The sequence below is a fragment of the Pseudomonas sp. GM79 genome (assembly GCF_000282495.1).
Lineage (GTDB): Bacteria > Pseudomonadota > Gammaproteobacteria > Pseudomonadales > Pseudomonadaceae > Aquipseudomonas.
Map to the genome: position 1 here is coordinate 1 of NZ_AKJE01000031.1, position 25,144 is coordinate 25,144.

The 25,144-nt window shown below is 53.0% G+C and carries 23 protein-coding genes and 2 pseudogenes; 18 read left to right on the forward strand and 7 right to left on the reverse strand.

What is annotated here, in order from left to right; genetic code table 11:
• Window positions 1-146: 146 nt before the first annotated feature.
• The 3 genes from PMI36_RS21135 to PMI36_RS21125 all read left to right on the forward strand — a co-directional run bounded on the left by PMI36_RS21135 (window position 147) and on the right by PMI36_RS21125 (window position 4,484).
• Complete coding sequence (locus PMI36_RS21135) at window positions 147-1,289, forward strand: glycerate kinase (protein WP_008069716.1); 1,143 nt, start codon at window positions 147-149, stop codon at window positions 1,287-1,289.
• 341 nt (window positions 1,290-1,630) lie between these two features.
• Window positions 1,631-3,256, forward strand: a complete 1,626-nt coding sequence (locus tag PMI36_RS21130; RefSeq protein ID WP_008069718.1) for a methyl-accepting chemotaxis protein — start codon at window positions 1,631-1,633, stop codon at window positions 3,254-3,256.
• 40 nt (window positions 3,257-3,296) lie between these two features.
• A complete protein-coding gene (locus PMI36_RS21125; protein ID WP_008069720.1) occupies window positions 3,297-4,484 on the forward strand; it encodes a pyridoxal phosphate-dependent aminotransferase in 1,188 nt (395 codons plus the stop codon).
• Window positions 4,485-4,613: 129 nt separating this feature from the next.
• Here the strand turns inward: PMI36_RS21125 and PMI36_RS21120 are convergent, their stop codons facing one another.
• Together PMI36_RS21120 and potE are read right to left on the reverse strand one after the other, a co-directional pair.
• Window positions 4,614-5,519: an amino acid ABC transporter substrate-binding protein gene (locus tag PMI36_RS21120; protein ID WP_032830211.1), complete on the reverse strand. Its 906-nt coding sequence runs from the start codon at window positions 5,517-5,519 to the stop codon at window positions 4,614-4,616.
• Between the two features lie 49 nt (window positions 5,520-5,568).
• Window positions 5,569-6,909 carry a putrescine-ornithine antiporter gene (potE, locus tag PMI36_RS21115; RefSeq protein ID WP_008069724.1) on the reverse strand — a complete coding sequence of 447 codons (1,341 nt, stop codon included), beginning with the start codon at window positions 6,907-6,909 and terminating at the stop codon, window positions 5,569-5,571.
• Window positions 6,910-7,213: 304 nt separating this feature from the next.
• On the opposite strand from potE, the gene PMI36_RS21110 reads away from it, so the two are divergent.
• From PMI36_RS21110 to PMI36_RS31920, 7 genes and pseudogenes are all read left to right on the forward strand, one after another.
• A complete protein-coding gene (locus PMI36_RS21110; RefSeq protein ID WP_008069730.1) occupies window positions 7,214-7,579 on the forward strand; it encodes a histone-like nucleoid-structuring protein, MvaT/MvaU family in 366 nt (121 codons plus the stop codon).
• Window positions 7,580-7,885: 306 nt separating this feature from the next.
• Window positions 7,886-8,374, forward strand: coding sequence for a cupin domain-containing protein (locus PMI36_RS21105; protein WP_008069732.1), 489 nt, complete (start codon window positions 7,886-7,888; stop codon window positions 8,372-8,374).
• Window positions 8,375-9,520: 1,146 nt separating this feature from the next.
• A complete protein-coding gene (locus PMI36_RS21100) occupies window positions 9,521-11,350 on the forward strand; it encodes a Mu transposase C-terminal domain-containing protein (RefSeq protein WP_008069733.1) in 1,830 nt (609 codons plus the stop codon).
• A gap of 2 nt (window positions 11,351-11,352) precedes the next feature.
• Complete coding sequence (locus PMI36_RS21095) at window positions 11,353-12,225, forward strand: TniB family NTP-binding protein (protein ID WP_008069735.1); 873 nt, start codon at window positions 11,353-11,355, stop codon at window positions 12,223-12,225.
• Window positions 12,222-12,953, forward strand: coding sequence for a hypothetical protein (locus PMI36_RS0129440; RefSeq protein WP_032830212.1), 732 nt, complete (start codon window positions 12,222-12,224; stop codon window positions 12,951-12,953). The genes PMI36_RS21095 and PMI36_RS0129440 overlap by 4 nt, the downstream gene beginning before the upstream one ends.
• Before the next feature lies 1 nt (window position 12,954).
• A pseudogene (locus PMI36_RS32400) lies at window positions 12,955-13,383 on the forward strand (TniQ family protein); the annotation flags it as partial.
• 135 nt (window positions 13,384-13,518) lie between these two features.
• Window positions 13,519-14,016 (forward strand): hypothetical protein, encoded by a 498-nt coding sequence (locus PMI36_RS31920; protein WP_032830213.1) that lies wholly within the window; start codon window positions 13,519-13,521, stop codon window positions 14,014-14,016.
• A gap of 180 nt (window positions 14,017-14,196) precedes the next feature.
• On the opposite strand, the gene PMI36_RS21090 is transcribed toward PMI36_RS31920, so the two are convergent.
• Window positions 14,197-14,670, reverse strand: a complete 474-nt coding sequence (locus PMI36_RS21090; protein ID WP_008069741.1) for a hypothetical protein — start codon at window positions 14,668-14,670, stop codon at window positions 14,197-14,199.
• A 211-nt stretch (window positions 14,671-14,881) separates the two neighbouring features.
• On the opposite strand from PMI36_RS21090, the gene PMI36_RS21085 reads away from it, so the two are divergent.
• The 5 genes from PMI36_RS21085 (at window position 14,882) to PMI36_RS21070 (ending at window position 17,630) form a co-directional block, all read left to right on the forward strand.
• Complete coding sequence (locus PMI36_RS21085; protein ID WP_050549256.1) at window positions 14,882-15,322, forward strand: DUF6957 family protein; 441 nt, start codon at window positions 14,882-14,884, stop codon at window positions 15,320-15,322.
• Window positions 15,323-15,362: 40 nt separating this feature from the next.
• Window positions 15,363-15,821, forward strand: a complete 459-nt coding sequence (locus PMI36_RS21080; protein ID WP_008069744.1) for a hypothetical protein — start codon at window positions 15,363-15,365, stop codon at window positions 15,819-15,821.
• A 783-nt stretch (window positions 15,822-16,604) separates the two neighbouring features.
• Entirely contained in the window at window positions 16,605-17,090 is a 486-nt protein-coding gene (locus PMI36_RS21075; protein WP_008069745.1) for a 3'-5' exoribonuclease, read from the forward strand.
• Between the two features lie 20 nt (window positions 17,091-17,110).
• Window positions 17,111-17,338: a hypothetical protein gene (locus PMI36_RS31930; protein ID WP_032830216.1), complete on the forward strand. Its 228-nt coding sequence runs from the start codon at window positions 17,111-17,113 to the stop codon at window positions 17,336-17,338.
• A gap of 118 nt (window positions 17,339-17,456) precedes the next feature.
• Window positions 17,457-17,630, forward strand: a complete 174-nt coding sequence (locus PMI36_RS21070; protein ID WP_008069749.1) for a type II toxin-antitoxin system CcdA family antitoxin — start codon at window positions 17,457-17,459, stop codon at window positions 17,628-17,630.
• 320 nt (window positions 17,631-17,950) lie between these two features.
• Here PMI36_RS21070 and PMI36_RS21065 read toward each other — a convergent pair whose 3' ends face one another.
• Window positions 17,951-19,159: a PIN domain-containing protein gene (locus PMI36_RS21065; RefSeq protein ID WP_008069750.1), complete on the reverse strand. Its 1,209-nt coding sequence runs from the start codon at window positions 19,157-19,159 to the stop codon at window positions 17,951-17,953.
• A 204-nt stretch (window positions 19,160-19,363) separates the two neighbouring features.
• Here PMI36_RS21065 and PMI36_RS21060 point away from each other — a divergent pair, with 204 nt between their 5' ends.
• Complete coding sequence (locus PMI36_RS21060; RefSeq protein WP_008069751.1) at window positions 19,364-19,729, forward strand: histone-like nucleoid-structuring protein, MvaT/MvaU family; 366 nt, start codon at window positions 19,364-19,366, stop codon at window positions 19,727-19,729.
• Window positions 19,730-19,781: 52 nt separating this feature from the next.
• Here PMI36_RS21060 and PMI36_RS30375 read toward each other — a convergent pair.
• The 3 genes and pseudogenes from PMI36_RS30375 to PMI36_RS21050 all read right to left on the reverse strand — a co-directional run.
• Window positions 19,782-20,225, reverse strand: a pseudogene (locus tag PMI36_RS30375) (LysR substrate-binding domain-containing protein); the annotation flags it as partial.
• Between the two features lie 29 nt (window positions 20,226-20,254).
• Window positions 20,255-21,547: a CitMHS family transporter gene (locus PMI36_RS21055; protein WP_008069752.1), complete on the reverse strand. Its 1,293-nt coding sequence runs from the start codon at window positions 21,545-21,547 to the stop codon at window positions 20,255-20,257.
• Window positions 21,548-21,661: 114 nt separating this feature from the next.
• Window positions 21,662-22,594 carry an SMP-30/gluconolactonase/LRE family protein gene (locus PMI36_RS21050; protein ID WP_008069753.1) on the reverse strand — a complete coding sequence of 311 codons (933 nt, stop codon included), beginning with the start codon at window positions 22,592-22,594 and terminating at the stop codon, window positions 21,662-21,664.
• A 332-nt stretch (window positions 22,595-22,926) separates the two neighbouring features.
• On the opposite strand from PMI36_RS21050, the gene PMI36_RS21045 reads away from it, so the two are divergent.
• Both PMI36_RS21045 and PMI36_RS21040 read left to right on the forward strand, forming a co-directional pair.
• A complete protein-coding gene (locus tag PMI36_RS21045) occupies window positions 22,927-23,868 on the forward strand; it encodes a hydroxymethylglutaryl-CoA lyase (RefSeq protein ID WP_008069754.1) in 942 nt (313 codons plus the stop codon).
• 2 nt (window positions 23,869-23,870) lie between these two features.
• Complete coding sequence (locus PMI36_RS21040) at window positions 23,871-25,067, forward strand: CaiB/BaiF CoA transferase family protein (protein WP_008069755.1); 1,197 nt, start codon at window positions 23,871-23,873, stop codon at window positions 25,065-25,067.
• Window positions 25,068-25,144: the final 77 nt, after the last annotated feature.

The following is a 25,144-nucleotide window of genomic DNA, read 5'->3' on the forward strand; positions in this document are numbered from 1 at the left end:
CCTTCGGCAGCTCCTACGTTGAGAATGTGTGTAGGCAGAGGGTTTTGTGGAAATGAACAATAATCCTCTTGACCGCTTGTGCAGCGGACCGGCGTTATTGTTCATGGCGGCTGGCAGCATGGACGCATTGGAACTGGAGAATTCGCATGAAAATCGTCATTGCCCCCGATTCATTCAAGGACAGCCTGAGTGCTCAAGGTGTGGCCGAGGCCATTGCGCTGGGGCTGGCGGAAGTCTGGCCGGATGCACACTTGATCAAGTGCCCGATGGCTGATGGCGGGGAAGGCACGGTCGAGTCGATTCTGGCCGCATGCGACGGCGAACTGCGCCGTACCCATGTTCGCGGGCCGCTGGGTGCCACGGTCGATGCCGCGTGGGGCTGGTTGCCACAGAGTCACACCGCGATCATCGAAATGGCCGAGGCCAGTGGCCTGCAACTGGTTGCGCCGAACCTGCGCGATGCCTGCACCAGCAGCACCTACGGCACCGGTGAATTGATCCGCGCTGCGCTGGATGCCGGCGCGCAACGGGTGATCCTGGCGATTGGCGGCAGTGCCACCAACGACGGCGGCGCTGGAGCGATGCAGGCTTTGGGGGTGAAACTGCTGGACGCTCAGGAGCAAACCCTGGTGCCGGGTGGTCTGGCCTTGGCGCAACTGGCCCGCCTCGATCTGAGTGAGATCGATCCGCGTCTGGCCAAGGTGCGTTTCGACATCGCCGCCGACGTCAATAACCCGCTGTGCGGCCCTCACGGTGCCTCAGCGATTTTTGGACCGCAGAAAGGTGCATCGCCCGAGCAAGTCGAGCAACTGGACCAGGCCCTCGGGCACTTTGCCGAACTCTGCGCACAAGTTTTGGACAAGGACGTGCGCGACGAACCAGGCAGCGGCGCGGCGGGCGGATTGGGGTTTGCCGCCAAGGCGTTTCTCGGTGCGCAATTTCAGGCCGGGGTGGAAGTGGTCGCTGAACTGGTCGGGCTGGCCGAGGCGGTCAAGGGCGCCGATCTGGTGATCACGGGCGAAGGTCGTTTCGACGCCCAGACGTTGCGCGGCAAAACCCCGTTTGGCGTGGCGCGCATCGCACGCCAGCACGGCGTGCCGGTCATCGTCATCGCCGGCACCTTGGGCGAGGGGTATCAGGCGCTGTACGAGCATGGCATCGATGCGGCCTTTGCCTTGGCCAGCGGACCGATGACATTGGAGCAGGCCTGCACCGAGGCGCCGCGTTTGTTGCGTGAGCGCGCCCGTGATATCGCGCGGGTGTGGCGGGTGGCGGCCCGCAAGGCCTGACCAATGCCCGTCAGTTAAACGCAATCCATGTGGGAGCGGGCTTGCTCGCGAAGACGGCGACACAGTCAACATCAATGTCGTCTGACACACCGCTTTCGCGAGCAAGCCCGCTCCCACAGGTTTCGCACCTTAGCTGAGAGTGTTTCACCGCTGAAACACTCGTTTCCGTCGAAAAATATTTCTCCAACCCCCTGCAAAAAACCTCAACCCCGGCCGATACAACTAACAGGCGCACACAAACCAATTACAACAGTGGCGCCAAGCTGAAAGGTGCGCGCCATCGCCCGCCTGACAGTGATCCCCGCAAGGATGCTCGCCGCCTCAATTACCGAGATCATCCTATGTCACTGCGTAATCTGAAAATCGCGCCTCGAGCTTTCCTGGGTTTCGCCTTCATAGCCTTGCTGGTCATCGTGCTGGGTGTGTTTGCCGTGAACCGCATGTCGATCATCCGCCAAGCCTCTGTCGATATGGAAATGACACAGTTACCCAGCATCGGGTTTCTGGGTAACGTGACAGAAAACGTCCTGCGGCTGCGGATTCTCTCGTTCCGCGTACTGGTCAACCGTGATCCGGCGGCGTTGCAGGAGGCCCAGACCCGCATCGGTGTGCTCGTCGACAAGGTGCGCAGCGCCCAAGCCAGCTATGCCGCCTTGCCGGCCGGCCCTGAAGAAGCCGCGCTGTACAAAACCTTCGCGACAACCCTCGACAACTACATGCAGGCCCAGAGCCAAATGCTGGACCTGTCGCGTCAGAACAAACTGGAGGAGATGCGCGCCCTGATCAATACCCGGATCAAGGAAGGCACCGATCAGATGGGCGAGCAACTGAACAAACTGGTGGCGCTCAACGCCGCCGATGCCAAAGCCGCGTCGGCCAAGGCGGGTGAGCATTACAGCGAAGCCTTTATCGGCATCGTGACGGTGGCGGTAATGGCTTCGTTGCTGACCGTGCTGCTGGCCTGGCTGTTGACCCGCAGCATCCTCACACCGCTGAACCGTGCGGTGCTCGCGGCAGAAACCATTGCTGGCGGCAACCTGAGCAAGGTCATCGAAGTCGACGGCAACGACGAACCGGCGCGTTTGCTCGGCGCCTTGGCCGCCATGCAAACCAACCTGCGCAAGACCATCGAACAGATCGCCGGCTCCGCGACGCAACTGGGCGCCGCCGCGGAAGAACTCAGCACCGTGACGCAAGAAGCGTCCCGGGGCCTGCAACAGCAAAACAACGAAATCGAACAGGCCGCCACCGCCGTCAACGAAATGACCGCCGCCGTGGAAGAGGTGGCGCGCAACGCGGTGTCGACCTCCGAAGCCTCAAACCAGTCGACCCAGGCGGCCCGCGAAGGTCGTGACCGGGTGGTGGAAACCGTCGACGCGATCCAGACCATGACCCACGACGTGCAAAACACCGCGTTGATGATCGAGGGCCTGGCGACTCAGGGCCGGGACATTGGCAAAGTGCTGGACGTGATTCGTGCCATCGCCGAACAGACCAACCTGCTGGCCCTCAACGCCGCGATTGAAGCGGCCCGTGCCGGGGAAGCCGGGCGTGGCTTTGCGGTGGTGGCGGACGAGGTCCGGGCGTTGGCCCATCGCACCGCGCAGTCGACCCAGGAAATCGAGAAGATGGTCGCCGGCATCCAGAACGGCACCGGCGAAGCGGTCTCGTCGATGCAACAAAGCAATCAGCGCACCCAAAGCACTCTGGAAATGGCTCGTGCGGCGGGTATCGCCCTGGAGCAGATCACCCAATCGATTCAACTGATCAACGAACGCAACCTGGTGATCGCCAGCGCCTCGGAAGAACAGGCTCAGGTGTCCCGTGAAGTCGACCGCAATCTGGTGAACATTCGCGACCTGGCTACCCAGTCTGCCACCGGTGCCAACCAGACCAGCGCCGCCACCCACGAACTGTCGCGATTGGCGGTTGATTTGAATGCGATGGTGGCGCGTTTCGTGATTTGAGATAGGGTTGAAACTGGAACTCGCGCGTTAGGAGAAGTACATGCGCTATTCAGCCTTGACCCAACGAATCGATGGTGACGGAGCCGCGGCCTGGAAGATTCATGATCGAGCGCTGGAATTGCGCGAGCAGGGCGTCGACGTGTTGCTGCTTTCCATTGGCGACCCGGATTTCGACACACCGCTGCCGATCATTCACGCCGCCATCGATAGCCTGTTGGCCGGTGACACCCATTACTCGGATGTACGCGGCACCCGCACGCTGCGCAGCAGCATCGCCAGCCGTCATCAGCGGCGCAGCGGCCAATTGGTGGATGCCGACCATGTGATCGTACTGCCTGGCGCGCAGTGCGCGGTGTATTCGGTTGCCCAATGCCTGCTCGACCCTGGCGATGAAGTGATCGTCGCCGAACCGATGTATGTGACCTATGAAGGTGTGTTCGGTGCCTGCGGAGCCCGCGTGGTGCCGGTGGCGGTGCATCCGGAAAATGGCTTTCGGGTTGAACCGGCAGATGTCGCGGCGCTGATCACCTCAAAAACCCGCGTCATTTTGCTCAACAGCCCGAATAACCCCTCCGGTGCCAGTCTGTCGTTGAAGAGTTGGCAAGCGTTGGCAGCGTTGTGTGTGCGGCATGACCTTTGGCTGATCAGCGACGAGGTCTACAGCGACCTGTTGTTTGAGGGCGAGCACATCAGCCCGGCCAGTCTGCCGGGCATGGCCGAGCGCACCGCGACGATCAACAGTCTGTCCAAATCCCATGCCATGACCGGCTGGCGGGTGGGCTGGATGATCGGCCCGAAACCGTTGGCTGAACATTTGATGCATCTGTCGCTGTGCATGCTGTTCGGCCTTCCGGATTTCGTTCAGAAGGCCGCGCAAGTAGCGCTCGATAGAGACTTGCCGGAAGTGGCACTGATGCGCGAGGAATATCGCCAGCGTCGCGATCTGGTGTGCACAAGGCTAAGCGATTGCCCGGGTATCCGGCCGATCAAACCGGATGGCGGGATGTTCGTGATGGTCGATGTGCGCCAGACCGGGCTCGGTGCGCAAGACTTTGCCGAGCGTTTGCTGGAAGGGTACGGCGTGTCGGTGCTGGCTGGTGAAGCCTTCGGGCCGAGCGCGGCGGGGCATATTCGCATTGGCCTGGTGGTCGATCAGGCGAGGCTGGCGGATGCGTGTCAGCGGATTGCATCGTGTGCGGCGCAGTTGCTGCAGGTGCGACGGGCCTGAAGGATGTGTGTTGAGTTTGATGGCCTTTTCGCGGGCAAGCCTCGCTCCTACACGGGATTTTGTGGCGTTCACAAAACCCCGCGGGAGCGGGCTTGCCCGCGATGGCTGTTGTACTTTCCAGGCTTGCCTCTACGGTATCGCATAGACCTTGAACAGCTTTTTGTCCGTGTCGGTAATGCCTTCCAGGTAGGTGTCGTATGCCTGCTCGATCTCGCCCGATCGATACATTTCACTCAGCGCGGTGTCGACCAGCAAACGGAAATCTTCATCGTCGCGATCCACCGCCATTGCAGTCGGCGAGTACTCAAAAACTCGATCCAGCAGGACCAGATTCCCTACGGAATAGTGATTGGCGAGGAGATTCTTCAGCATCATGCGTTCGGCGAAGAAGGCATCAGCTTTGCCTTCGGCGACCAGTTTGAGGCCCGCTTCAGTGTTCTCGACTGTGACCAGGGTGGCTACCACCCCGAGTAATCGCATCTGCTGACGGATCCATGCCTCGGTCACGCCACCTGCGGTGGCGGCATAGGTTTGGTTGGCCAGCCCATGATTGATGGTCGCACGCCAGGTCGGTCCGGTATGGGCTACTTTGCCATTAAGTACATTGAGCAACGCCTCAGGCGCTTCCTGGCGCACCACTGCCGAGAGGCCGGCGGTGTAGATCGGAACCGAGAAGCTCACACGCTTGCGTCGCGCCAATGTGGGGGGAGTCGGCGTGCAGAGGATGTCGATCTCGCCCGAGCTCACGGCACTCATCTCGTCGTTGATGGAGACGGGGCGGTAACGTACCTGCAACCCGGGCAAACCCAGCTCGGTTTTGATTTTGTCGGCGACTTTCAGACAAAGCTCGATCGCATAACCGCTGGCTTTGTCGCCTGCCTGGACGGTAAAGGGTGCGAAGTCCGACAGGTAACCGAGGGTGAAGGTATTACTTGCCCGTACGCGTTCAAGGGTATTGGCACCAGCCAGTACCGGCACCATTGTGAACAGGCAAACGAACAGCAAGTTAGTGGCTTTGGTCAGTTGTACGTTCATATCCTTGGCGCCCCACATTCGGATGTCTGTGCTGTCTTGAAGATTACAGCTAAGGATTGCCAGCCCTGGTCTGAGCGGTTGGAGACAAATCGACAAAACGCTTGGAGAGGAAGCCATAGAGCAAGTAGCCGAATGCAAGGACAATGAGGCCACCGAAAACGGCATCTTTGCCGCAGGCATAAAGGGCGTACAACGAATAGGCCACGGCGATCAGTAATAGCGTCGTGTTGCGGGTGTAGATCCCTGTACTGACTTTGGCTTTGTACATCATGACCAACAGGCCGGTGGCGGCTGTCACGTATGGGATCAGGTTGGTCACCGCTGCCAGGCTGACGAGCTTTCCGAACTGGGCGCTGGCATTGGGCGAGATGGTCGACAGTGCCATCAAGGTCTGAAAGACGCCGCAGACGAGCATGCCGACGATGGGCGCATCCTGTGCGCTGACCTTGCTGAACAATTTCGGAAACATGCCTCTGTCAGCGGTCATCTTGGCCGTTTGCGCCAGGGTGAACTGCCAGCCCAGCAGCGAACCAACACAGGCCATCACCGCCAGCGCCATGACGATGTTGCCGACCGTGGGGGTGAACATATGTGCATAAACGAGCGCGAAGGGCGCCGAAGAGTTGGCCAGTTCGGCATTGGGTACGATGCCCTGGATAACCGTAGTCGACAGCACATACACCACTGCCGCACCCAGCGTGCCGAACAGGCAGGCCAACGGTACGGTGCGCTTGGGATCTTCCACTGCATCGGAGGCCTGTGCCGCCGACTCCATGCCGAGGAAAGCCCACAGGGTAAGGGGAATAGCCTTACTGATAGCGTCGGAGATCGGCAGGTTGTTCGGATTCCAGGCGGCAATCAGCACATCGGGCTTGAACCAGAACCAACCGATGATGCTCAAGCCGGCCACCGGGATGATCACCCCCCACACGGTAATCGCGCCGATCTTGCCGGTGATACCGGGGCCACCGAAGTTGGCCACGGTGGTCAACCAGAGCAGGCCAACCGTACCGATGAACAGAGGAATGGCGCCACTGCCCAGCCAGGGCACGAACGATGTCATGTAGCCCACAGCGGAGATGGCCACGGCCACGTTGGCGATGCCCAGCGAGAGAAAGTACAGATACGAACAGAGGAAGAAGCCTGATTTGGCGTGCGCCTCTTCAGTGTAGGCAGACAACCCGCCTGAGCGCAGGCAGTAAATGCCGCACTGGGAAAAGCAGTAAGCGATGGCCATCGAACCGACGGCAGTGACGATCCATGACAGCAACGAAACGGCCCCGAGTTGGGCCATGCTCGTCGGCAACATGATGATACCCGACCCCATCATGTTCACCGTCACCAGAGTGGTGAGCCCCATGAGGCTCATTTTCTTGCTTGAGTCGGCCATATCGGAAACTCCTTGATCTGCTCAACACATTGACCATAGCCCTGATTGCCATGCTCAACGTCGGGAAATAGCCCATCGAACAGATTTATCGCCAGTTAGTCTCATCGAAGATGGCTTTTGGGGTTCTGAACAGCAAAAAGAAATGGCCGATACGGTATGACTCCAAAGCAGGAGACTTGAGACAACAAGCTGACTTCGTTTGTTGTTCAAGCATCTGATTTAGATCAATCAACGGTCATTGTAGGGGGACTTTTCTTTAGCTGGCTCTGTCACATGTACATACAAAACACATATGAGGTTTTACATGTCCAAGCTCGCAGAGTTCCGTCAACTAGAAAAACATCTGGCTAAACAGCTCCAGGCGCTCGAAGCAATGAAAGGTGATGCAGGCCTTCAAAAGGAAATTGATTTCGAAAAGAAGCTGCGTGATTTGCTAGCCAAATACGGCTATAGCCTGAAAGACGTGATCAATCTTCTTGAGCCACAAACTGGTCGTCGCGCATCAGTAACCGCGCCGAAATCCGGCACACGCAAGCCGCGCCAGGTGAAGATCTACAAAAATCCAAACACTGGCGAAGTCGTCGAGACCAAGGGCGGCAACCAGAAGATACTGAGGGAGTGGAAAGCTAAATTCGGCTCTGCCACTGTTGAGTCCTGGCGGACCAAGTGAGTTTGGTTTGTAGGAGCCAGGCTTGCCGCACCGCTGGCTTCTACATGTCCTAACTTGCTCACCCGAAACCACAAGATACGCCTTGGCTGTCTTGTGTTATTTCAAACGATGCTCGTCGCGGCAATCCCAAGCGGGATACTGCGGTGTTGCGAGGGCAGGGTAGCTATAGAGTCAAGCTGACGAATTGCGTTTGCTCACCCTTTTAAACGCTATCGAGATAAAACGACTAAACAACCATTTAGCATAGTTATAATCTATCGAATAGCTATTAGTAATAGCTACAGTGTTTTAAGGAGGGCAATCCACATGACCAACAGTGAGCTCAACATTCAAATTCCCAACGCTGAAGCAGTCATCGCCGCATTGGCTCTGGAGCCTCACATGGAAGGTGGTTTTTACCGAAGAACCTTTCAATCTGATCACCACGCTATGGTCGAGATCAATGGAGGTCAACGTCACTTGATGACTTCAATTTATTACCTGCTGACCAAGGATTCGCCTATAGGTCATTTTCACTTGAATCAATCGGACATCGTTCATTACTACCATTTGGGAAACCCGATTCAGTACAGCCTGATTTTTCCAGACGGCACGTTGAATACTGTGGTGATGGGCAGCGACGTTATCGCCGGGCAATGTCTGCAGCTGCATGTACCTGGTGGCGTCTGGAAAGCTTCGCAGCTGATGAATGGTTTAGCGGAATACGGTTTGATCAGTGAAGCGGTTTCACCAGGATTTGATTTTGCAGATATGGAGATGGGCAGTCGGCTGTGGCCCTCCTTTAAAAGTGGTTAAACGCTCAAGCCCTTAGGATCCGTGGCTTCTAGCGATTCTGACTTTTAAAAATGGCTGAAAGCTTAGATGCATTAGTGGATTTGATCGTTTTAAAAGGAGTGCAGTCTTAGCCCGTAAATGCAGGAGAGGCTGAAATAACCTCTGTATCCTGGTTGTGGTGATGGAGTCCAACCTGTTGATTTGTAGCGGTTTTTTTTAAAGGTTTAAGCCCATGAGGCCTTGAGAAATATGCCAGTTCTAAAAGTCCAGAAAGATCGCTTCCCGTTCGCCTCGTAAAGCTGTTGCTCAAGGCGCGTTTGCTAACACGGGGTATCAGGGAGGACTCCAATCGGCGGTGCCTACTCTCAGCTACAGCCTTGTGCACGGAAACAAAGTTGGATACATGCCACGAACGATGGCGCAGCGCGCGGTAAAGCCTTCTGCAAGCCCCATAGGGTGTTGGAGGGCACATTACGTGACGTAACCCCCGCTGGCTACAAAGGGGGGGGAAGAGGCTAGATAACCCCTTGCTATGCCATTGAATGTGGAGTGCAGCTCACAGACTGAGATAACAGGCGCCCCGATAGACTGACTTGGCTCGCTGCCAATATAAGTAAAAGCAGCTTTTTTGACTCAATAATTAGCCTTTTTTGCCGTCGGATGCGGCGTCTCAGACTCCAGTTTACAGAGCCGTGTCATTATCTTGGCGGTTTGTTCGAGTCGCAAAATCCAAGAAGCTCTTTCAAAGCTGTTAATTAACTCGGGGCTGGCTCAGGAAATACCCTCTCCAACGTGAATGCGGTTCATACACCAAGAGCTCGGACTTAAATTTTATTCATTTTATTTGTATATATTGAATAATTGACACTTCAGGCGGCGAGCGGAAAATAATATCAAATAATAATCCATGAGTCGTGAATTCGGGGTTCACAGTTGCTTGGCTCGCTTATTGCTAAATGCGGGCGTGTCAATTGATTAAATTTGTTGAAGTTTGGCGTCAATTAACACAATATTAGTTCAAGTCCTTCGTCAATATATGCAATTTAACTCAGTGCTAACGCAAAATTAGTTGATGCCTAACGCCAATTTTATGACCGTTGACAAGCTCGGTAGTCATAGAGCTATGCTTGCGCACCTAGAATTTAAAATAGTCGGTGCCGAGTCCTTATGTTGCAACCCATCGTCGAAGGAAACTTAGTTAGCTTTGAGGAGAAAGTATATCGAGTAATAGCTTGTGGCGCTGACGGTGCCATTACCCTAAAAAGCCTGGAAAGTGAACACTCCTTTGATGTGCTCTTTACTCAGGTAAATCTGGTTGAGGTCGATCAAGAAAAACATGAGCTATACAATGATCGCCGTTTGATTTGGCTGGAACAAACAGAAGTCAATCCCAAAGAGTTGGCTATTGCTTCGGATCGAGCAAAAAACATTAACGACTACTTTCAGGGGAAAGTTTCACGGGCAGAGCTTATCGAAAAACTCGGCTCATCAGAAACAACGATTCGACGTCTATTGAAAAGATATGACCCAGAACTTGGTGCTGTTTCGCTTGTTAGAAGTATCAGGGGGCGTAAAAAAAATTCGCGATTGCTTTCTGATATTCAAGAGCAAATCATGGAGAAAGCAATTTCGAAACGCCTTAATGATAAGACTAAAAGATTAGAAGCGTTTGCTTCTCTTTGGGAATATGTCGACTCTCTATGTCACAGCATGAGTGTTAAAACCCCGAGTCTTAATGCTCTGAAGCGAAGGCTTGAATCGTTCGGGCAGAAAGCCGTTTACTCCCTTCTGCACGGCAGAGAGCCGATGCTTCAAAAGTTTGATCTGAAGCCAGGGATGATTCATGTAGATACCATACTTACTATGGTGCAAATCGACCACACACGGGTGGATGTAATTATCTGCGACGAGCATGGTCGACCACTCATGCGGCCTTGGCTGACGGTAGTTATCGAACTTAAGAGTCGCGTTATTCTTGGTTACTATCTTGCACTCCATCCGCCTAGCTCACTCAGCGTTGCCATGGCGATGCTTTCTGCCTGTTTTCCTAAGCGAGACTTTCCAATCGCTCTCGGTGGGGGTCAGAATACTCGCCACAGGTACTGGGGAGTGCCTGGTGCAATTGGTATGGATAACGCCGCGGAATTTACTAGCCCAGAACTTGAAGCCACCCTGCAATATTACAAAATCGTCCCTCTGCTGCGGCCTGTCGGGAAAAAGCATTACGGAGGGCACGTTGAGCGAATTATCGGTACGCTGATGGGGAAGGTGCATCTTCTGCCAGGTACTACCTACTCGAATGTGCTGAAGAAAGCAGACTACGACTCTGCCAAGCATTCAGCTATGACCTTTTCAGCATTTTGTGAGTGGTTCGCAAATGAAGTGGCGATCTATCATGGGCGTGCTCATGAAGGGTTGAACAGACTTGCGCCGTTCGAGGTTTGGGATGCAGAGATGGCCAAGAAGGGGCCGGATTATGTACCTCCTATGCCGGGGAACTTTCAAACATTTGCTCTTGACTTTTTTCCAAGTGTGATACGAACGGTGCAACCAAAGGGTGTCGAGTTTAGTAGGTCATTTTACTCTTCGGCGATACTCAGAAGGTTCGTTGGTTCACGATTTTCGTTTAAGTACAATCCATTGAACCTTTCAAAAATATGGTTACGCCAAGATGGCCGGTATCATGAAATTCCTTATTCTGATTTGACGAAAACTCCTGTCTCGTACAGCGAGTACTGGGCGTTCTCGCGACATCGCGACCGTCGCCCGGGAACACTGGTGGACGAGGAGTTGCACCAAGTTCGCTTGGAGAATCATGAGTTAGTGGAAAATTCAAAGGCTACGACCAAGCGGCTCCGGCAAAACGTCGCCAAGAAAGTTACGGCCGCTGAAACTATGTCTTTTCTTTCCTACGGCGGGGAAGGGCATTTGCTTCAGGGGAATACCAAAGAACCGAGCTCTGATCAAACTCGAAAAAAACTTAAGTGGGAAGACTGAGAATGGATGGAGAACATTTGCATGAGAGCCGGCGTTACGCTTTGATTCTGTCAGACGAGGAACGCTGTAAGATTATTCGGCAGGATATTAAGGTCGACACCGAACACTTGCTTACCGTGTCTAACATTGTCCACAACATGCTTAGCATCGTTCGCGGCAGTATGGAGGCACCGTGTCTAGTCGTATCTGCCGGATCTAACCATGGAAAGACCACAATTTGCAATGCGGTCAGGGGGATGGATGAGTCATGGCGTCATAAAATCAGGTATGTGACCTTTGTCAAAGATACTGGGAAGACAAAGCCTATGGTGAAGCTCCTGACGGCTTTGGGCATGGAACCTGGGAAAGCTGGGATACCCATTAGCATGGTAGCCGAATACTGTATCGCTAACGATATTCGCGGTGTGTTTATGGATGAGTTTCATGACTCCATCAAGGGGCTTTCTAAGGGCGAGCAGGATACATTTCTCTCCTTGCTGAGGGGTTTATGCGGCGCGCCTGCTTACCTAAGCTTTTTTGTTTTCGGTATCGATGAGGCCCTCAATGCTCTCGCAATTGACGCCCAGTACGTCCGCCGATTTGAGCTCTATGAGCTTACTCCTTGGTCAAAAACCGATGCAGAGTATCTTAACTTTTTGGATACTTGGGAGGAGATCGTTCCGCTTGCAAAGAGATCACATCTTTCTTCTAAGTCAATGTCTGACTATATCTATACTAATACTTTGGGGGTTATTGGAAATATTTGCACGTTACTCCGAGCGGCTGCTTGCCTGGCAGTGATATGGGGCGATGAGAAAATCACACTTGAAAGCTTGCAGGCTGCTACTCGTTCGAAGTGGAATACCCGCGTACGACCAAAGGGTGCTGTCGAGTGAAGTATTTATTGTGTCCAAAACAGTATCAAGCTGAGCAGAACGTCTTGACAGGTTTTTCCGCTAACGTACTAACTATTCTAGGTGGGGAGACTTGGACAGGAAAAACCACTGTTGCCAAGCGGTTGCTTAAAAATGCAGATCGGGCAAAAGTTTATACAGCTTACGTGCCTGGGAGTTTCACTAAGGTATATCGCAATGTGGATTTGGCATTTGCGTCAGCGCTAGGCCTACCTCTGACTAGCCAGTTCATGTCATTTCGAAATATCGAACGCTCACTTGAAGATATGATTGGTGGTCGGGAGTTTCGTCTAGTGTTTGACGATGCCAGCGTCCACTTTGGCGGTGGTAAGGAGCAACGGAACGCTTCTCTTGGATTGATGCAGGCACTCCAGAGACGTTTTCCGAACATAAGATTATTGTTAGTTTCTGGGCCCAATATTTTAGATGGCGCTCTGAAAGAGATCATGGCTAAAGAGATGCACTATGTCGACATCGGTGTGTGGGAGTATGACCAACAGTATCTAGCATTTATTAACCAAGTTGGGGGGGCATGTGGCTTCAAGCGCTCGCAGTTGGCCAATGACGACTTCACAAAAATTCTTCTGGATAAAGCTCATGGCGCCAGCGGGGCCCTCATACAAATTCTACAGACACTAGCGCGAAACCCCATCTACAAAGCTTGTCCATCGTTGCCTGTTGAGAGCCTACGTAATATGTGGAAATTCTGAGTTGTTCGACGAGTTCTCATCAGGGCAACCGCCCCGTTTCATTCTGGGGGAGACACTTCTTTCCTGGGTGATGCGGTGCCTGGGCCAGAACAAACTCCGAAACCCTCATTTATTTCGGGGTGCAATTAACCAGAGCCTCGTACCTCCAAAACGAATGGTTCCCGGCGTCGTGGCGTCTTGGCCACCTCCAGCCTTTGAGGACATCGAGTTTGATCTTGATACCATGCTATTTAAAGTTATGCATGACACTTATGGTACCGGAGCGACTGTCTTAAGGAAGCAGTTTGCTGCGCGCCAGTCAGGGTTGCTTGACATCCATTTCCGGCACACATATTGCCCTGCTTGTCTTCTCGAAAGTATGGTGACGAATGGATTTCCAATCTGGCGTCAATCTTGGTGCTACACGACCAGCGTATATTGCGTTGAACACCGACGCCCGTTGATGAGACCGCGGGATACTTTTACACCTGAAAGACGTATCTGGGATGCGTACCTCTATTCAGCGGGTGAGCAAACAGGGCGGAGCTCTCTCTTTGACCGGCGAATTGCGGGAATCGCAATACGCATGCAGCATTGGATTGAATCGTTGATACCAGGGCAGGAGCTCACCGAAGGAGTGGAAGCCCTGTATGGACTGTTGCTTGCGAAGCGAACGACATTTGCACCTGGTGGGATAGCGTCAGTGGGGTTTTCTCGCACCCAACAGGTTTTGTGCAGACTAAATCTGGATCTGCATGAGCGCATCAAGTACGGATTGAATGACAGTGATCCGTACCAGCGGATGGGGGCTTTGCTATTGACCGGATGGTTGAGCGGTATGGTTTCACCGGCAGAAATCGTCTACTTGGGGCACCATGACCATTGCGTCCTCAGAACGCTGCCACCCTCACCGCAGCAATTGGGGCGCATGGTAACTCTGACCCTAAGTGCAGAGGAAGTGATGGTCGTTCGAGACAAACTGGTCAAGTTGGGGGAGATATCGTCCACCATGATGTCGAGTTTTTTGGAAGGTTTTGACGAAGCCACATCCCGCACCCTTCGTTCAAGCCGGCCAAAGCGTTGAATCGTCCACGCGGTACTGGGCCAACTCATTCCGCAGGCGGTGAGGCCTTCAAGACCGCCAATACCGGAGCGCCGCCAAACTCAGTCAGCCAGGTAGCGCCGGAGTGAAGACTTCAGCCATCGTCCTCATTCATTTGCCGCTCTTGACAAATTACTTAGCCTGCCAGCGAAGATACCTCGGCTATCGCTTTCTCCAATACTCCCTCACCGATGTCAACGCCAGCCCCAACTGCGCCGCTGCCTGCTGCTGCGTTGCACCTTCCGCTTTAAGAGCCAGTACCGCTCTCTCGTTATCTGCGTTTAGCGGCTTGCCGCGTCCTCGTTTTATGAGGTTACCGTTAGCGTCGAACTGGTCACTGAGTACCTTCATTCCACCTTCAGCTTCGAAAGCCGCTACGTCGGTCAATGCACGGCCTATTACAGTCAGCGGTTTCTCGCCCTGGCGGTGAGCAATGCAGAGGGTAAGCATCGCGATCGGATCTAGGCCAAGGGATTGCGCCAGCTCGTCAAATTGCTCGACGGTGATGCTGGTTTGCGCGTTCTCGAGGGCACTGACTTTACGTCGGTGAGTCGCATCCGAGACGTCAGCGTACCTGGCGCGCCGGATGAGACGGAGCGCCCGAAGTACCCCTGCAAATGCGGTTCTCAGTTCCATGACTTTCTCAAAAGTCAGGATATAGCCATAACTGAGCTTTACGAATAAACGTCAATATAGTGTATTATCCGTTCTGTCGGGTGCTCCTGTGGGCCACATGCCTCGGTTCGAAGGTAGTAGGGCGTCAGCAAGGCTTTCTCTAGGAGCACTAAAACCGATGTACCTATGGTGGGTGCCCAGTTCGAGAGATCCTCCGGATGGTGATCGCTCGATGAACACACCAGTTGTATTGATGGAGATTACGAGATTGAGCACAGATAAAAACGAAGGTGCCGAAGGGTTACTCGGCGGGCCTGGTAATCCCCGCCAAGGATCGACTGACAACGACGAGATTCTCATCGAACTGGTTAAGGCTCTCTTCCCCCGAAAGCCTTACTGCCTTGTAGAGGACTGGACAATCTTCAACGTTGAGGTCACCGAAGGCGAGCTACAAAAAGTCCACGCAGCTGGAAAGCTACCGCTGGTGTTGTTTGCTCACAATGTCCGCTTTGACAGCGAGCGGCGTTTTGATGTCGGCGACTGGGTACGTTCCACAATGGCAATGTCATTTCAAGACGGTTTCCTTTTTGAAACCTGGAATACGGTTTATGTGTTGGTAGGGCCCGGTTGCGAAAAATCAGCAAGCCTCGAAACAATCTTTTCTTACTTTTAGATGACGTGTTGCCCAAGCACGATTTCAGATTGAGACAAAAATGTTCAGAACCAACATCGAAGACATTGAAGGTAAACCAGGAATGTTCGGGGAGGGCCTCGCGCATTGGCATGGTATTTCGCGTGCGCTGAACATCCACTGGTATCACGTATGCGTGAAAGAGAGGCTAGATGGTCGATTCAAAAACATGATTGAGATGTTGAATGACGAGACACGGCTTCTCGAGGTTCTTGAGTCGCAAAATGAAGACTATCTCATTACTGAAATTCAAGGCTTCATTCCTCCCTGGATGACCGGTTGTAAGAGTTGGCGACTGGAAACACTGAATGCGGTCTCCATTGGCTATGACGGAAATGGCGCCGTGGTCTGTTTACTCGAGGTCGAAGGCGGCAAGATTTACGCTGACACTCACGTTCGCTCTTTCGACCCTAAGTCGTTAACCAACGTCCGGAAAATCTACTGCAAAACAACAGCAAATCCAGTATCTGAGCCCGCTTAATCCTCGTGAGCTCTATAAATGGCATGGGAGAAGGTCAGTGAGTGACAGTACCGAAGTCGAGTTACATTCCAAGCGTCTATCGGATTTTCATCTGCGCAGAATCCTACGCGCAAGCAAGCATTTGTATGGTGAGCCCATTACTGCCTGCCTAAATGACGTCTTCATAAGCGCAAAATCAGCCGTGGGTATCGTTTTTGGCCATGTAAATCAGGGCCCCCATGGCCGGTACGCTGACGGACGCCTTCTGCGCACCAGCGATATCCGCCAAGTGCAAAAGGAAGGACGATTTTGGGTGCTAACCACTCAAAATTCCCGATACGTCGTCGCTTCTTTCAAGCGAGATAACGGCAGAGCTAGTTTTAGAAGCTTTCTACGGCGAGCTGAATATTGTTTTCACTAGACGAGCTCTCACTACGAACGACGCTCAAAAAGGCTGCTGGCCGCTAGGGGCGTCTATCGGATGATCCGCGAAATTTGCGAGGATAGAAGGTGGAATTACTCATTCGAAAAGGGGAGCCGCTCAGCTTATCGTACGGCATCTTTGCGTCATACCATCGCTGCGGCCCATTCAAAGCCCTCCGAGATTTCGACCTTCTAGAGGCAATTGAGGTATACAAAAGTCAGAACTCTGATGCAACGGACGAATATTCCCTGCTGTCTAATTTTCCTGATTACCTAATCGCACACCGGTACATAGAATTAACGCCGTGTCGAAATATTCACCTCGGCGAGTTCAATGGGTTTGATGTGAGGCAGAAGGTCGATTCTGATGAATGAGCGTCAATGTTGAAGCTCTTTTTGGACTGCGAGTTTACTCGGCTCAACAAAGACACAAAGCTCATCTCTTTGGCGCTGGTGGCTGAGTCAGGTCAAGAGTTCTACGTCGAGCTTCTGGATACCTATGACGTCACTGACTGCAGTGAGTTTGTCATCGAGCACGTACTCCCACAGCTCAATCCATCGCTTTACGGCCAAACCTTGGCGGAAGCTCAAGCATCCTTAAGCGGTTTCCTTGCGTGCTTTGATGAGGCCCTGGAAATATGCACGGACGCCCCGGACTGGGACTGGGATTTTTTCTGTGACCTGGCGTATGTGGATCACCACTGGCCAGCACATGTCATGAATCGACCGACCAATCTCACCACACTATTCAGCAAGGCAAACACCGACCTCCTGCAAGACATGGAGCTCCCTGACCTGCCACATCACGCCCTATTGGACGCACGGATCCTTTCGTTGCTCTATAAGGGCTTGGCATCAGCGTCCTAGCCCATCAAAGATTAGAAAATATGCGGAGATTGAAGGTGGCCCATGATGACGACACTGTGTATTGCGATGTTCAGATGCCGGTCGCTCAAGGTCGAGAGCTTCTGCATCTTGTGACCGTGTTGCGCGAGTCGGGGGCTCATCCGAATCTCGATACGGTTTTTGCACATATGCAACTGGAATTGAGGATGTCGATCGATATAGTCGAAAACCCACCAGATTGGGGGGCTGCCGAGCCTACTAAGCATTGAAGGCCTAAGGCTAGCCGCGTACGCGAAGAAACGACTGCACTATTGCTGACACCGTGACAAAAATAGTGTTGTAGATTAAGCATCAGCTTGGTAATCGGGGTCTCACGGGAGACAAGACATGCCCATCGATGAAAACAGTAACCTCTCTGTGAAATTTGAGCAGGCTTTGGCCGATGCCCTGAGGACGAAACAGTCCGAGCTATGGCTGGCAGAGAACAACGAAGCCGTTAATGTCTACAACGAACATGTGAAAGCTCACGGAGTGTTCAGCGAACATTTACGGAGCTTCTGATGCCTAAGTTGAGTGTCCACGGGCGGACATGCCACATGAGTAAAACAGAGGAGAAAACCCTTGGATACGACTGATCAAGCACGCGGCCTAGAAAACTCGATGTTCGTGTACGTACCCTAAACCCTGGCCTCCGGCGTGCGTCTGTCCTAAATCTGCCCACATTGCGGATAGGGGCCGGGAGATAAACCCCGATATTCGACTCCAGTCAGCCACAGGCCACGTAATCCGGGATGTACACCAAATACCGGTCGAGGTGCATAGGCTCAGTTGCCCTGCGCCGGATAGCCGCTTACGCGAAGCAGCGACTGCTTTATTGCCGGCTAGCGTTTGGAGTTCATTGCTTCGTCACGCCTCCTTTCTACTTCCTGTTCCCACTCCCATTCCCACCGGAGTTCCTCATCCCGATCACTAGAATAGTCTGGTGCAATGTCGCCGAATTTAACAATACCCATTTCGCCCACAACCTCAATTTCATTTGGGGCAAGAGAGTTCCCTAATTCTTTCCAGTCGCCTTTAAAGTGAATTAGCACATCTGCTTCGTAGCTCTCGTTCCTTTCCTCTACGGAGCCACCTAAAGATACATAATCTTTATCAATTGAGTCGTACTGAGAAAAAGAGAAGGTAGTCATAATTTTGGTGTTGATCAGCGCTGTTAAACTGAGAACTACAAGATCATCTTCGATCAGGACTATTCTGACCTTAGGCTTGTTATCTTCTCCCTGGGCGAATTTATGTCCAAGATATTCGATTTGAATTTCATCATTCTCAAAGTAAAATAGTGAATTCGCTTCAATTTCAGGTGTTTGTTCGCTCGCACTTTCAGAGATTGCGTTTTTTATGCTATGGAACAGCGTTCCGTCTCGGTCGAGTAGTCCGTCCGCTTGGAGCATTTCAATGAGAGTTTTGACTTTCGTATGAGGCTGGAATAAAGCTAGGGCATCAGGTAGATCTTCGACAACGTGGAGGTATGGTGACCCTTTCGCAAACGCGTGCCAGCCTTTGTCTTTGCTAACTAGCACCGTCCTCTTGTCATTACCTACGGCCCAGGACTCCAGTGTTAGTAGCGCAATGGCATCGGGAAATTCGTGCTTTTTGTCGTTCGTGCTTTCGAAGGGCGCCTCGGTGGAAAAGTACATGCGCATTAAGTCGCTTATACTTACTCGTGAACTGGCTATGACCATTCCGTTGATTCGCTGATAGAAATTTTTGAGCTTATCTTCAGCCATCACTGCCGGATTTATATTTTGTAGGTGTGAGTCACCAAATTTTGATATTTCACTGTTGTTAGCATACTTAGCAAGAGTTCTAAGATTCCCTCTGGCTGTTTTAAGTGCCTCAGCAATCTCGGAAGAGAGGTGCTGCACTCCTTCGGAGTGAATAACATCAGGTTGAACTATCTGGACGGGGCTTCCGTGAAATTGCTCCAGTTGCTTTAAAATACCCCCATCAAAATTGTAACGCTGGCCTCGAAGGATGTTGCTATCTATGGATAACGCAGCGAAATCTAAATAGGGTTCTGATGGCGGCATGTGCAACTCCATTTTTTTGGTGAGCGTATTTTTAACTCGCCTATGCATGACCGTAGAATAGCGCATCTCACGCGATTGGCTTCAGCACAATACCTGAAGACAATGTCCATTGGGTTTAGAAATCTCATGAGGTTAGGGGCATTTTGATGAAGACCCGTGTACTATTTTGCAGGTGAACCGAACTCTCTTACAGGAAGCTATTCAATGTCGCGCCTAGCTGAATACCGAAAGCTCGAACAACAACTGGCCGCCCAGCTTGCGGAGCTTGAGTCTATGAAAAGCGACTCCGGCCTGAAAAAGGAGATGGAGTTTGAGAGCAAGCTGCGCGCTCTGCTTGCCGAGTACGGCTACAGTCTCCAGAACGTGATCAACTTGCTTGACCCTAAGGCTGGTCGTCGCGCACCAGCTGCCGAGGCAAAATCCGGTTCTCGCAAACCGCGCCAAGTGAAGGTCTACAAAAACCCGCACACCGGTGAAGTCGTAGAAACCAAAGGCGGCAACCACAAAACGCTGAAAGAGTGGAAAGCTGAATACGGCTCCGACACAGTCGAGTCTTGGCTGACCAAGTGAATTCGGGTTGAGTACAAAAGGGCCCGAGAGGGCCCTTTTTGCTGTGTGGATTTTATTCAGAACCGGTCTTTACCTGGTCACTGATAAGTTGGGCCAAAATTCGTACAGGCTCGGTAAAACTCCGCCGAGACCGATGTACGAGCCCGATATCGCGGTGGAAGGTGTGTTGTCCGAGATCGAGCGCTCGTACACCTACGGGCCATACCTGATGGGTTGCTGTCTGCGGCACTAGAGCTACACCGACACCATTTTCAACCAGCTTGATGATGGCCTCTAGTTCATCCAGCTCGCAAACTTCACGCAAGGTGAAATGCATCTGCCGAAGGAAGCGATCCACTTGTCTACCCCCGGATGATGATCGGTCATACCGAATGAACGGTTGGCTGGAAAGTAGTGCTGACCAATCTTCTCCCGGCAGTTCACACGGCACAATCAGTCGGTAGGGCTCAAGCGCTAACATCGTCCAGCGTAGATCGCTCTGGAGCGAGAAGGGTGCAGACATTGCCTCAGCGACAGAGGTCAGCTCTATGCCTTCGCTATGATGGAAATCGAGCCAAAGAGCAGAGCCGCAATAAACATTACAACGCAGGTACCAATCATCCATTTCATGGAGACGCGTTGGTTATCGCCATAGTCCAAATCGAGTAATCCACACAGAAGGTAAGTAGAGGCCACCAGAGGGCTAAGCAGGTGTACCGGTTGACCAATAAGGCTGGCGATGGCCATTTCCTGAGCACCAATTCCGTAGTGGCTGGCGGTCTCGGCGAGGATCGGCAAGATGCCGAAATAGAAGGCGTCGTTGGTCAGCACGTAAGTGAACGGCATGCTTAGAAATGCCGTAAACACGGACATGAAGTGTCCTGCCCACTCAGGTACCACATAGATCAAGCTCGCAGAGATTGCCTTGATCATGCCTGTTCCGCTCATGATTCCAACAAATGTCCCCGCTGCGAAAATCAGCAATGTCACCGCTAAGACGTTATCGGCATGTCTCGCTACCATTGCTTTCTGATCTTTGAGCTTTGGAAAATTGACCAGAGCACCAATAGCGAAGGCGAGCATGAACAGGATCGGCAACGGCATGAGGCTGATCATCATTGCTGCAATGAGGCTAATGGTAAGTGCCGAGTTGAAAATGAATCTCCAATCTCGCATGCGGATATGTGCCATTCCTTCCAGCGCGGCTTCTTCATCGAGTTGAACCACACCGAGACGGCGGTACTCCACGCGGCCCAAGTACCATGCAGAAAAAAGAACCCAGATCGCACCAGCGAACATGATAGGAATCATCTCAACGAACAGCTCGGTGATGTCTACATGCATGGCGCTTGCCGCACGCGAAAACGGCCCTGCCCACGGGAGAATATTCATCACCCCGATGGTCATCAGCAGCACGGTTGCCATCACTTGCATGCGGATTCCGGTCAGACGGTACAGAGGTAGCAACGCAGCCGTGGTGATGATGTAGGTGGTCGCACCGTCACCATCAAGTCCGACACAAAGTCCAAGAATCGCAGTCCCTAAAACGATTTTCCGAGGATCGCCTTTCACCGTTTTCAGGATCAATTTGACAAGGGGATTGAAGAGCCCGGCATCTGTCATCATGCAGAAGTACAGGATTGCGAACGTAAGCATGATGCCGGTTGGTGCAAGCATTTTTACCCCGTCCAGCATCATTGGCCCCAGTTGGGTAGCGAAGCCGCCCAGAGAAGCGAAGGCGACCGGAACTAGCAGCAGAGCTACCAGAGGCGAGAGGCGTTTGCTCATGATCAAATACATGAAGCAGGTGATCATTGCGTAGCTAAGGAGAGTGAGCATGTTTTCCTCTTTCTTTTTATGAGTTGTTTCATGGTGCCCATGCGCTTTTAGCTTTCTTATGGACGAAGTGGGCCTATATGCACGAGGGCATATAAGGAGTGTTGCGTATAAGGATTACGTCGAGGCGTGGGAAAACATGGGGTTGCCCGAATGTTCCAAGTCCGCGACCAGGATGCTTCCAGTGGAAGAATCGATGATGTGCAGGGAACGATTACCAGGCCCGCCAAATGCGAGGTTGGTCACCGTTCGTCCTTCAGTGCATGCCTCTATTCGATACAACGGCACCGCATGCCGATCAGTGACCCACACACAGCCATTCCCCGCATCGCAGATATAGAGATTGCCTTCGGTATCAAGCGCCATGCCGTCGGCCCCGCTGACACCTCCAGCCATGGTCAGGAATATGCCAACTTTGGTGGTGCTCCCATCCGTTTGAATGGGCAGGCGCCACACGGCATTGCCCCGGGTCATCGCCACCAACAAGGCTTTCTGATCGATATCCATCACGAGTCCATTCGGACTGGGGCCGTTGTCTATCAAGCAAGTTAGTTGCTGTGTATCCAGATCGTAGCGAAACACCCGACCGCTGGGATCGTGCTGCCCGGTCTGGCCTTGGTCGGTGAAATAAAGCAAACCCAAGTCATCAAAGAACAGGTCGTTCACACCTTTGAAGCCTTCACTACGATGGTGAGTGAGGAAGGGTGTGATTTTTCTATCAACTGGATTTAACAGAAGAATGCCGTGCTTGTAATCGGCAATGAAAATGCGACCGTCCTGGTGAATTTTCAGGCCATTAGGCCAGCCGTCATATTCCACAACTAGCTGCCAATCACCCGAAGGTGCAACCCGAAAAATTCGCCCATAGGGGATGTCAGTGACGTATAGGTTGCCTTCGAGATCGAAGGACGGCCCTTCCAAAAAGCTCTTGACCCGCTGCCCAGGTTTGTTCGCCCTTACCCAATCGGAGTCACCGTCACGCCAGAACCCTTCAGGTAATTGGCTGAACAGACGTGTCGGCAGCACGCGAGGAGGGGCGTAAAAACTCATGGCAGTCTCCGGTGTAAACAGACGTGGCGGCTGTTTAGCCAGTCCAAGCCTTTTTTGTTATGTTCTATCTGGCAGAACGCTATTCTTTTAGCTGGAACAACTTTCAGGCCATATGCTTCGTTCTGTCAAGCCTGTTTTTTCGGATGACTCTCCCGTAAGCGTTATCGCGTGAATGAATTTTGCCGTTGATCACGATGTTGTTGACAGCTACGGTGACTCATCGCAGTATTTTAAATAGAACACTGTTCTGCCAGATAGAACAAAAGCGCTTTTTCATGTCACCTCTCCGAGCGAGCTGTGTGGCATGGGGAAAAACAAGAAGAGGTCTAGCGATGCATAACAACAACGACATCGACATTTTGATCAGTGAAGTGGGGCCACGAGATGGGCTTCAGAGTGTGAAGGCCACAATGCCGACCGAACTCAAGCTTCAATGGATATCGGCACTGGCCGGTGCCGGTCTGCGTGAAATTGAGATCGGCTCGTTTGTCTCGCCCAAGCTCTTGCCTCAAATGGCTGATGCCGCGCAGTTAGTCGCTCATGGACGTAGCTTACCGGGCTTGTTCGTGACCGCACTGGTGCCAAACCTCAGAGGCGCGCAGGCGGCCTTCGAAGCCGGCGTACATAAAATCACCATGCCGATTTCTGTTAGTGAGCCGCACTCGCTGTCGAACATCCGCAAGACGCACGCTCAGGTATTCGAGGAAGTGCGCTCTGTAGTGGCCCTGCGTAACAAGCAGTTCCCGCATATCCAGATAGAAGCCGGTCTGTCGACAGTGTTCGGATGCACGATTCAGGGCGAAGTACCGGAGGACGATGTCATCCGCATGGCCGTTACGATGGCCGAGATGGGGGTCGACGAAGTCGGCCTGGCTGACACAGTCGGGTACGCCAACCCAACCCAGGTTCGGCGCCTGTTTACCCGACTGCGCGATTCAGTAGGTACGGTGGCTGGCAGTGCTCACTTTCACAACACGCGCGGTCAAGGCTTGGCCAACGTTGTAGCGGCGATAGAAGTAGGAGTCACTACAATCGATGCCTCCCAGGGCGGGATAGGCGGGTGCCCTTATGCACCGGGCGCCTCGGGCAACATTGTGACTGAGGATTTGGTTTACCTGCTTGAGTCCATGGGGCTGCGCACGGGCGTCGATATCGAACGTTTGGTGGCTGCCCGTGAGTGGCTGCAACGGGGTTTGCCCGGTGAACCGCTATACGGTTTCATTCCGGACGCAGGCGTCGGCAAGAACTTCCATTACGCGAAAAAGGATGCATGAGCATGCAGCAGACTTCTGAAAAAGCCCTGCCGCTCGCCGGCATCCGTGTCATCGAATTTGTGCATATGGTTATGGGCCCAACCTGCGGTTTGGTACTCGCGGATCTTGGTGCCGAAGTCATCAAAGTCGAACCGGCTCCGGCAGGTGACAACACTCGACGTCTCATGGGATCCGGCGCGGGCTACTGGATGACCTACAACCGCAATAAAAAAAGTTTTGCCGTGGACATGAAAACTGAGGCGGGCATGGAGGCGGTGCGCAAGCTGATCGCCAGCGCTGACGTGGTGACTGAGAACTTCCGCCCAGGTGCGATGGAAAAGCTTGGGCTCGGATTTGAGCAAGTCAAAGGAATCAAGCCCGACATTATTTACAGCTCAATGAAAGGCTTTTTGCCTGGCCCCTACGATCACCGCACGGCGTTGGATGAAGTGGTGCAGATGATGACAGGGCTGGCCTATATGACGGGCCCTGAAGGGCGTCCGTTGCGCGCTGGCGCCTCAGTCAATGACGTCATGGGTGGCATGTTTAGCGCGATCTCGATTCTGGCGGCTTTACATCAGCGTAATGCCACTGGGCAGGGGCAATTTGTCCAGACTGGTTTGTTCGAAAATTCTGCATTCCTAGTGGCTCAGCACATGATGCAAAAAGTTGTGACTGGGAAGGCCGCAGCGCCGATGCCAAGCCGCATTTCCGCATGGGCCATCTATGACGTATTCAACACCTCTGATGATGACCAGGTGTTCCTGGGTGTTGTCAGCGACAGTCAATGGCAGAGCTTCTGCACTGCTTTTGACTTTACCGAACTCGGTTCCGATCTTTCGCTGCAACAGAACAATGAGCGTGTTGCGGCCCGCGATCAGATCATGCCTCTGGTTATCGAGCGCCTAGGCAGCATGAGCAAGGCTGAAGTGATGGCCCGTTGTGAAACGGCAGGATTACCGTTTTCGCCGATCCAGCGTCCGCAAGATCTGTTCGAAGATGAACACCTGAATCAATCAGGTGGCATGGCTGAGCTGACGCTGCCTGATGGTGAGGTAGTGAAAGTGCCGATGCTTCCGTTCGAGATGGACGGTCAACGATTTGGCACTCGCCTGAACGTGCCGACGTTGGGCAGCCACTCCAATGAGTTGTTGAGCCAGATGGGTTATGCACCAGCCGATATTGAGGCTTTGCGTAGTGCCGGTGTTGTTAAAGGCTGAGCTTTTGTCATCCCAGGGTGTGTTACCGGCGGCATGACTGAGCCGCCGGCTTCAATAAGAACAATATCGAGGATCAC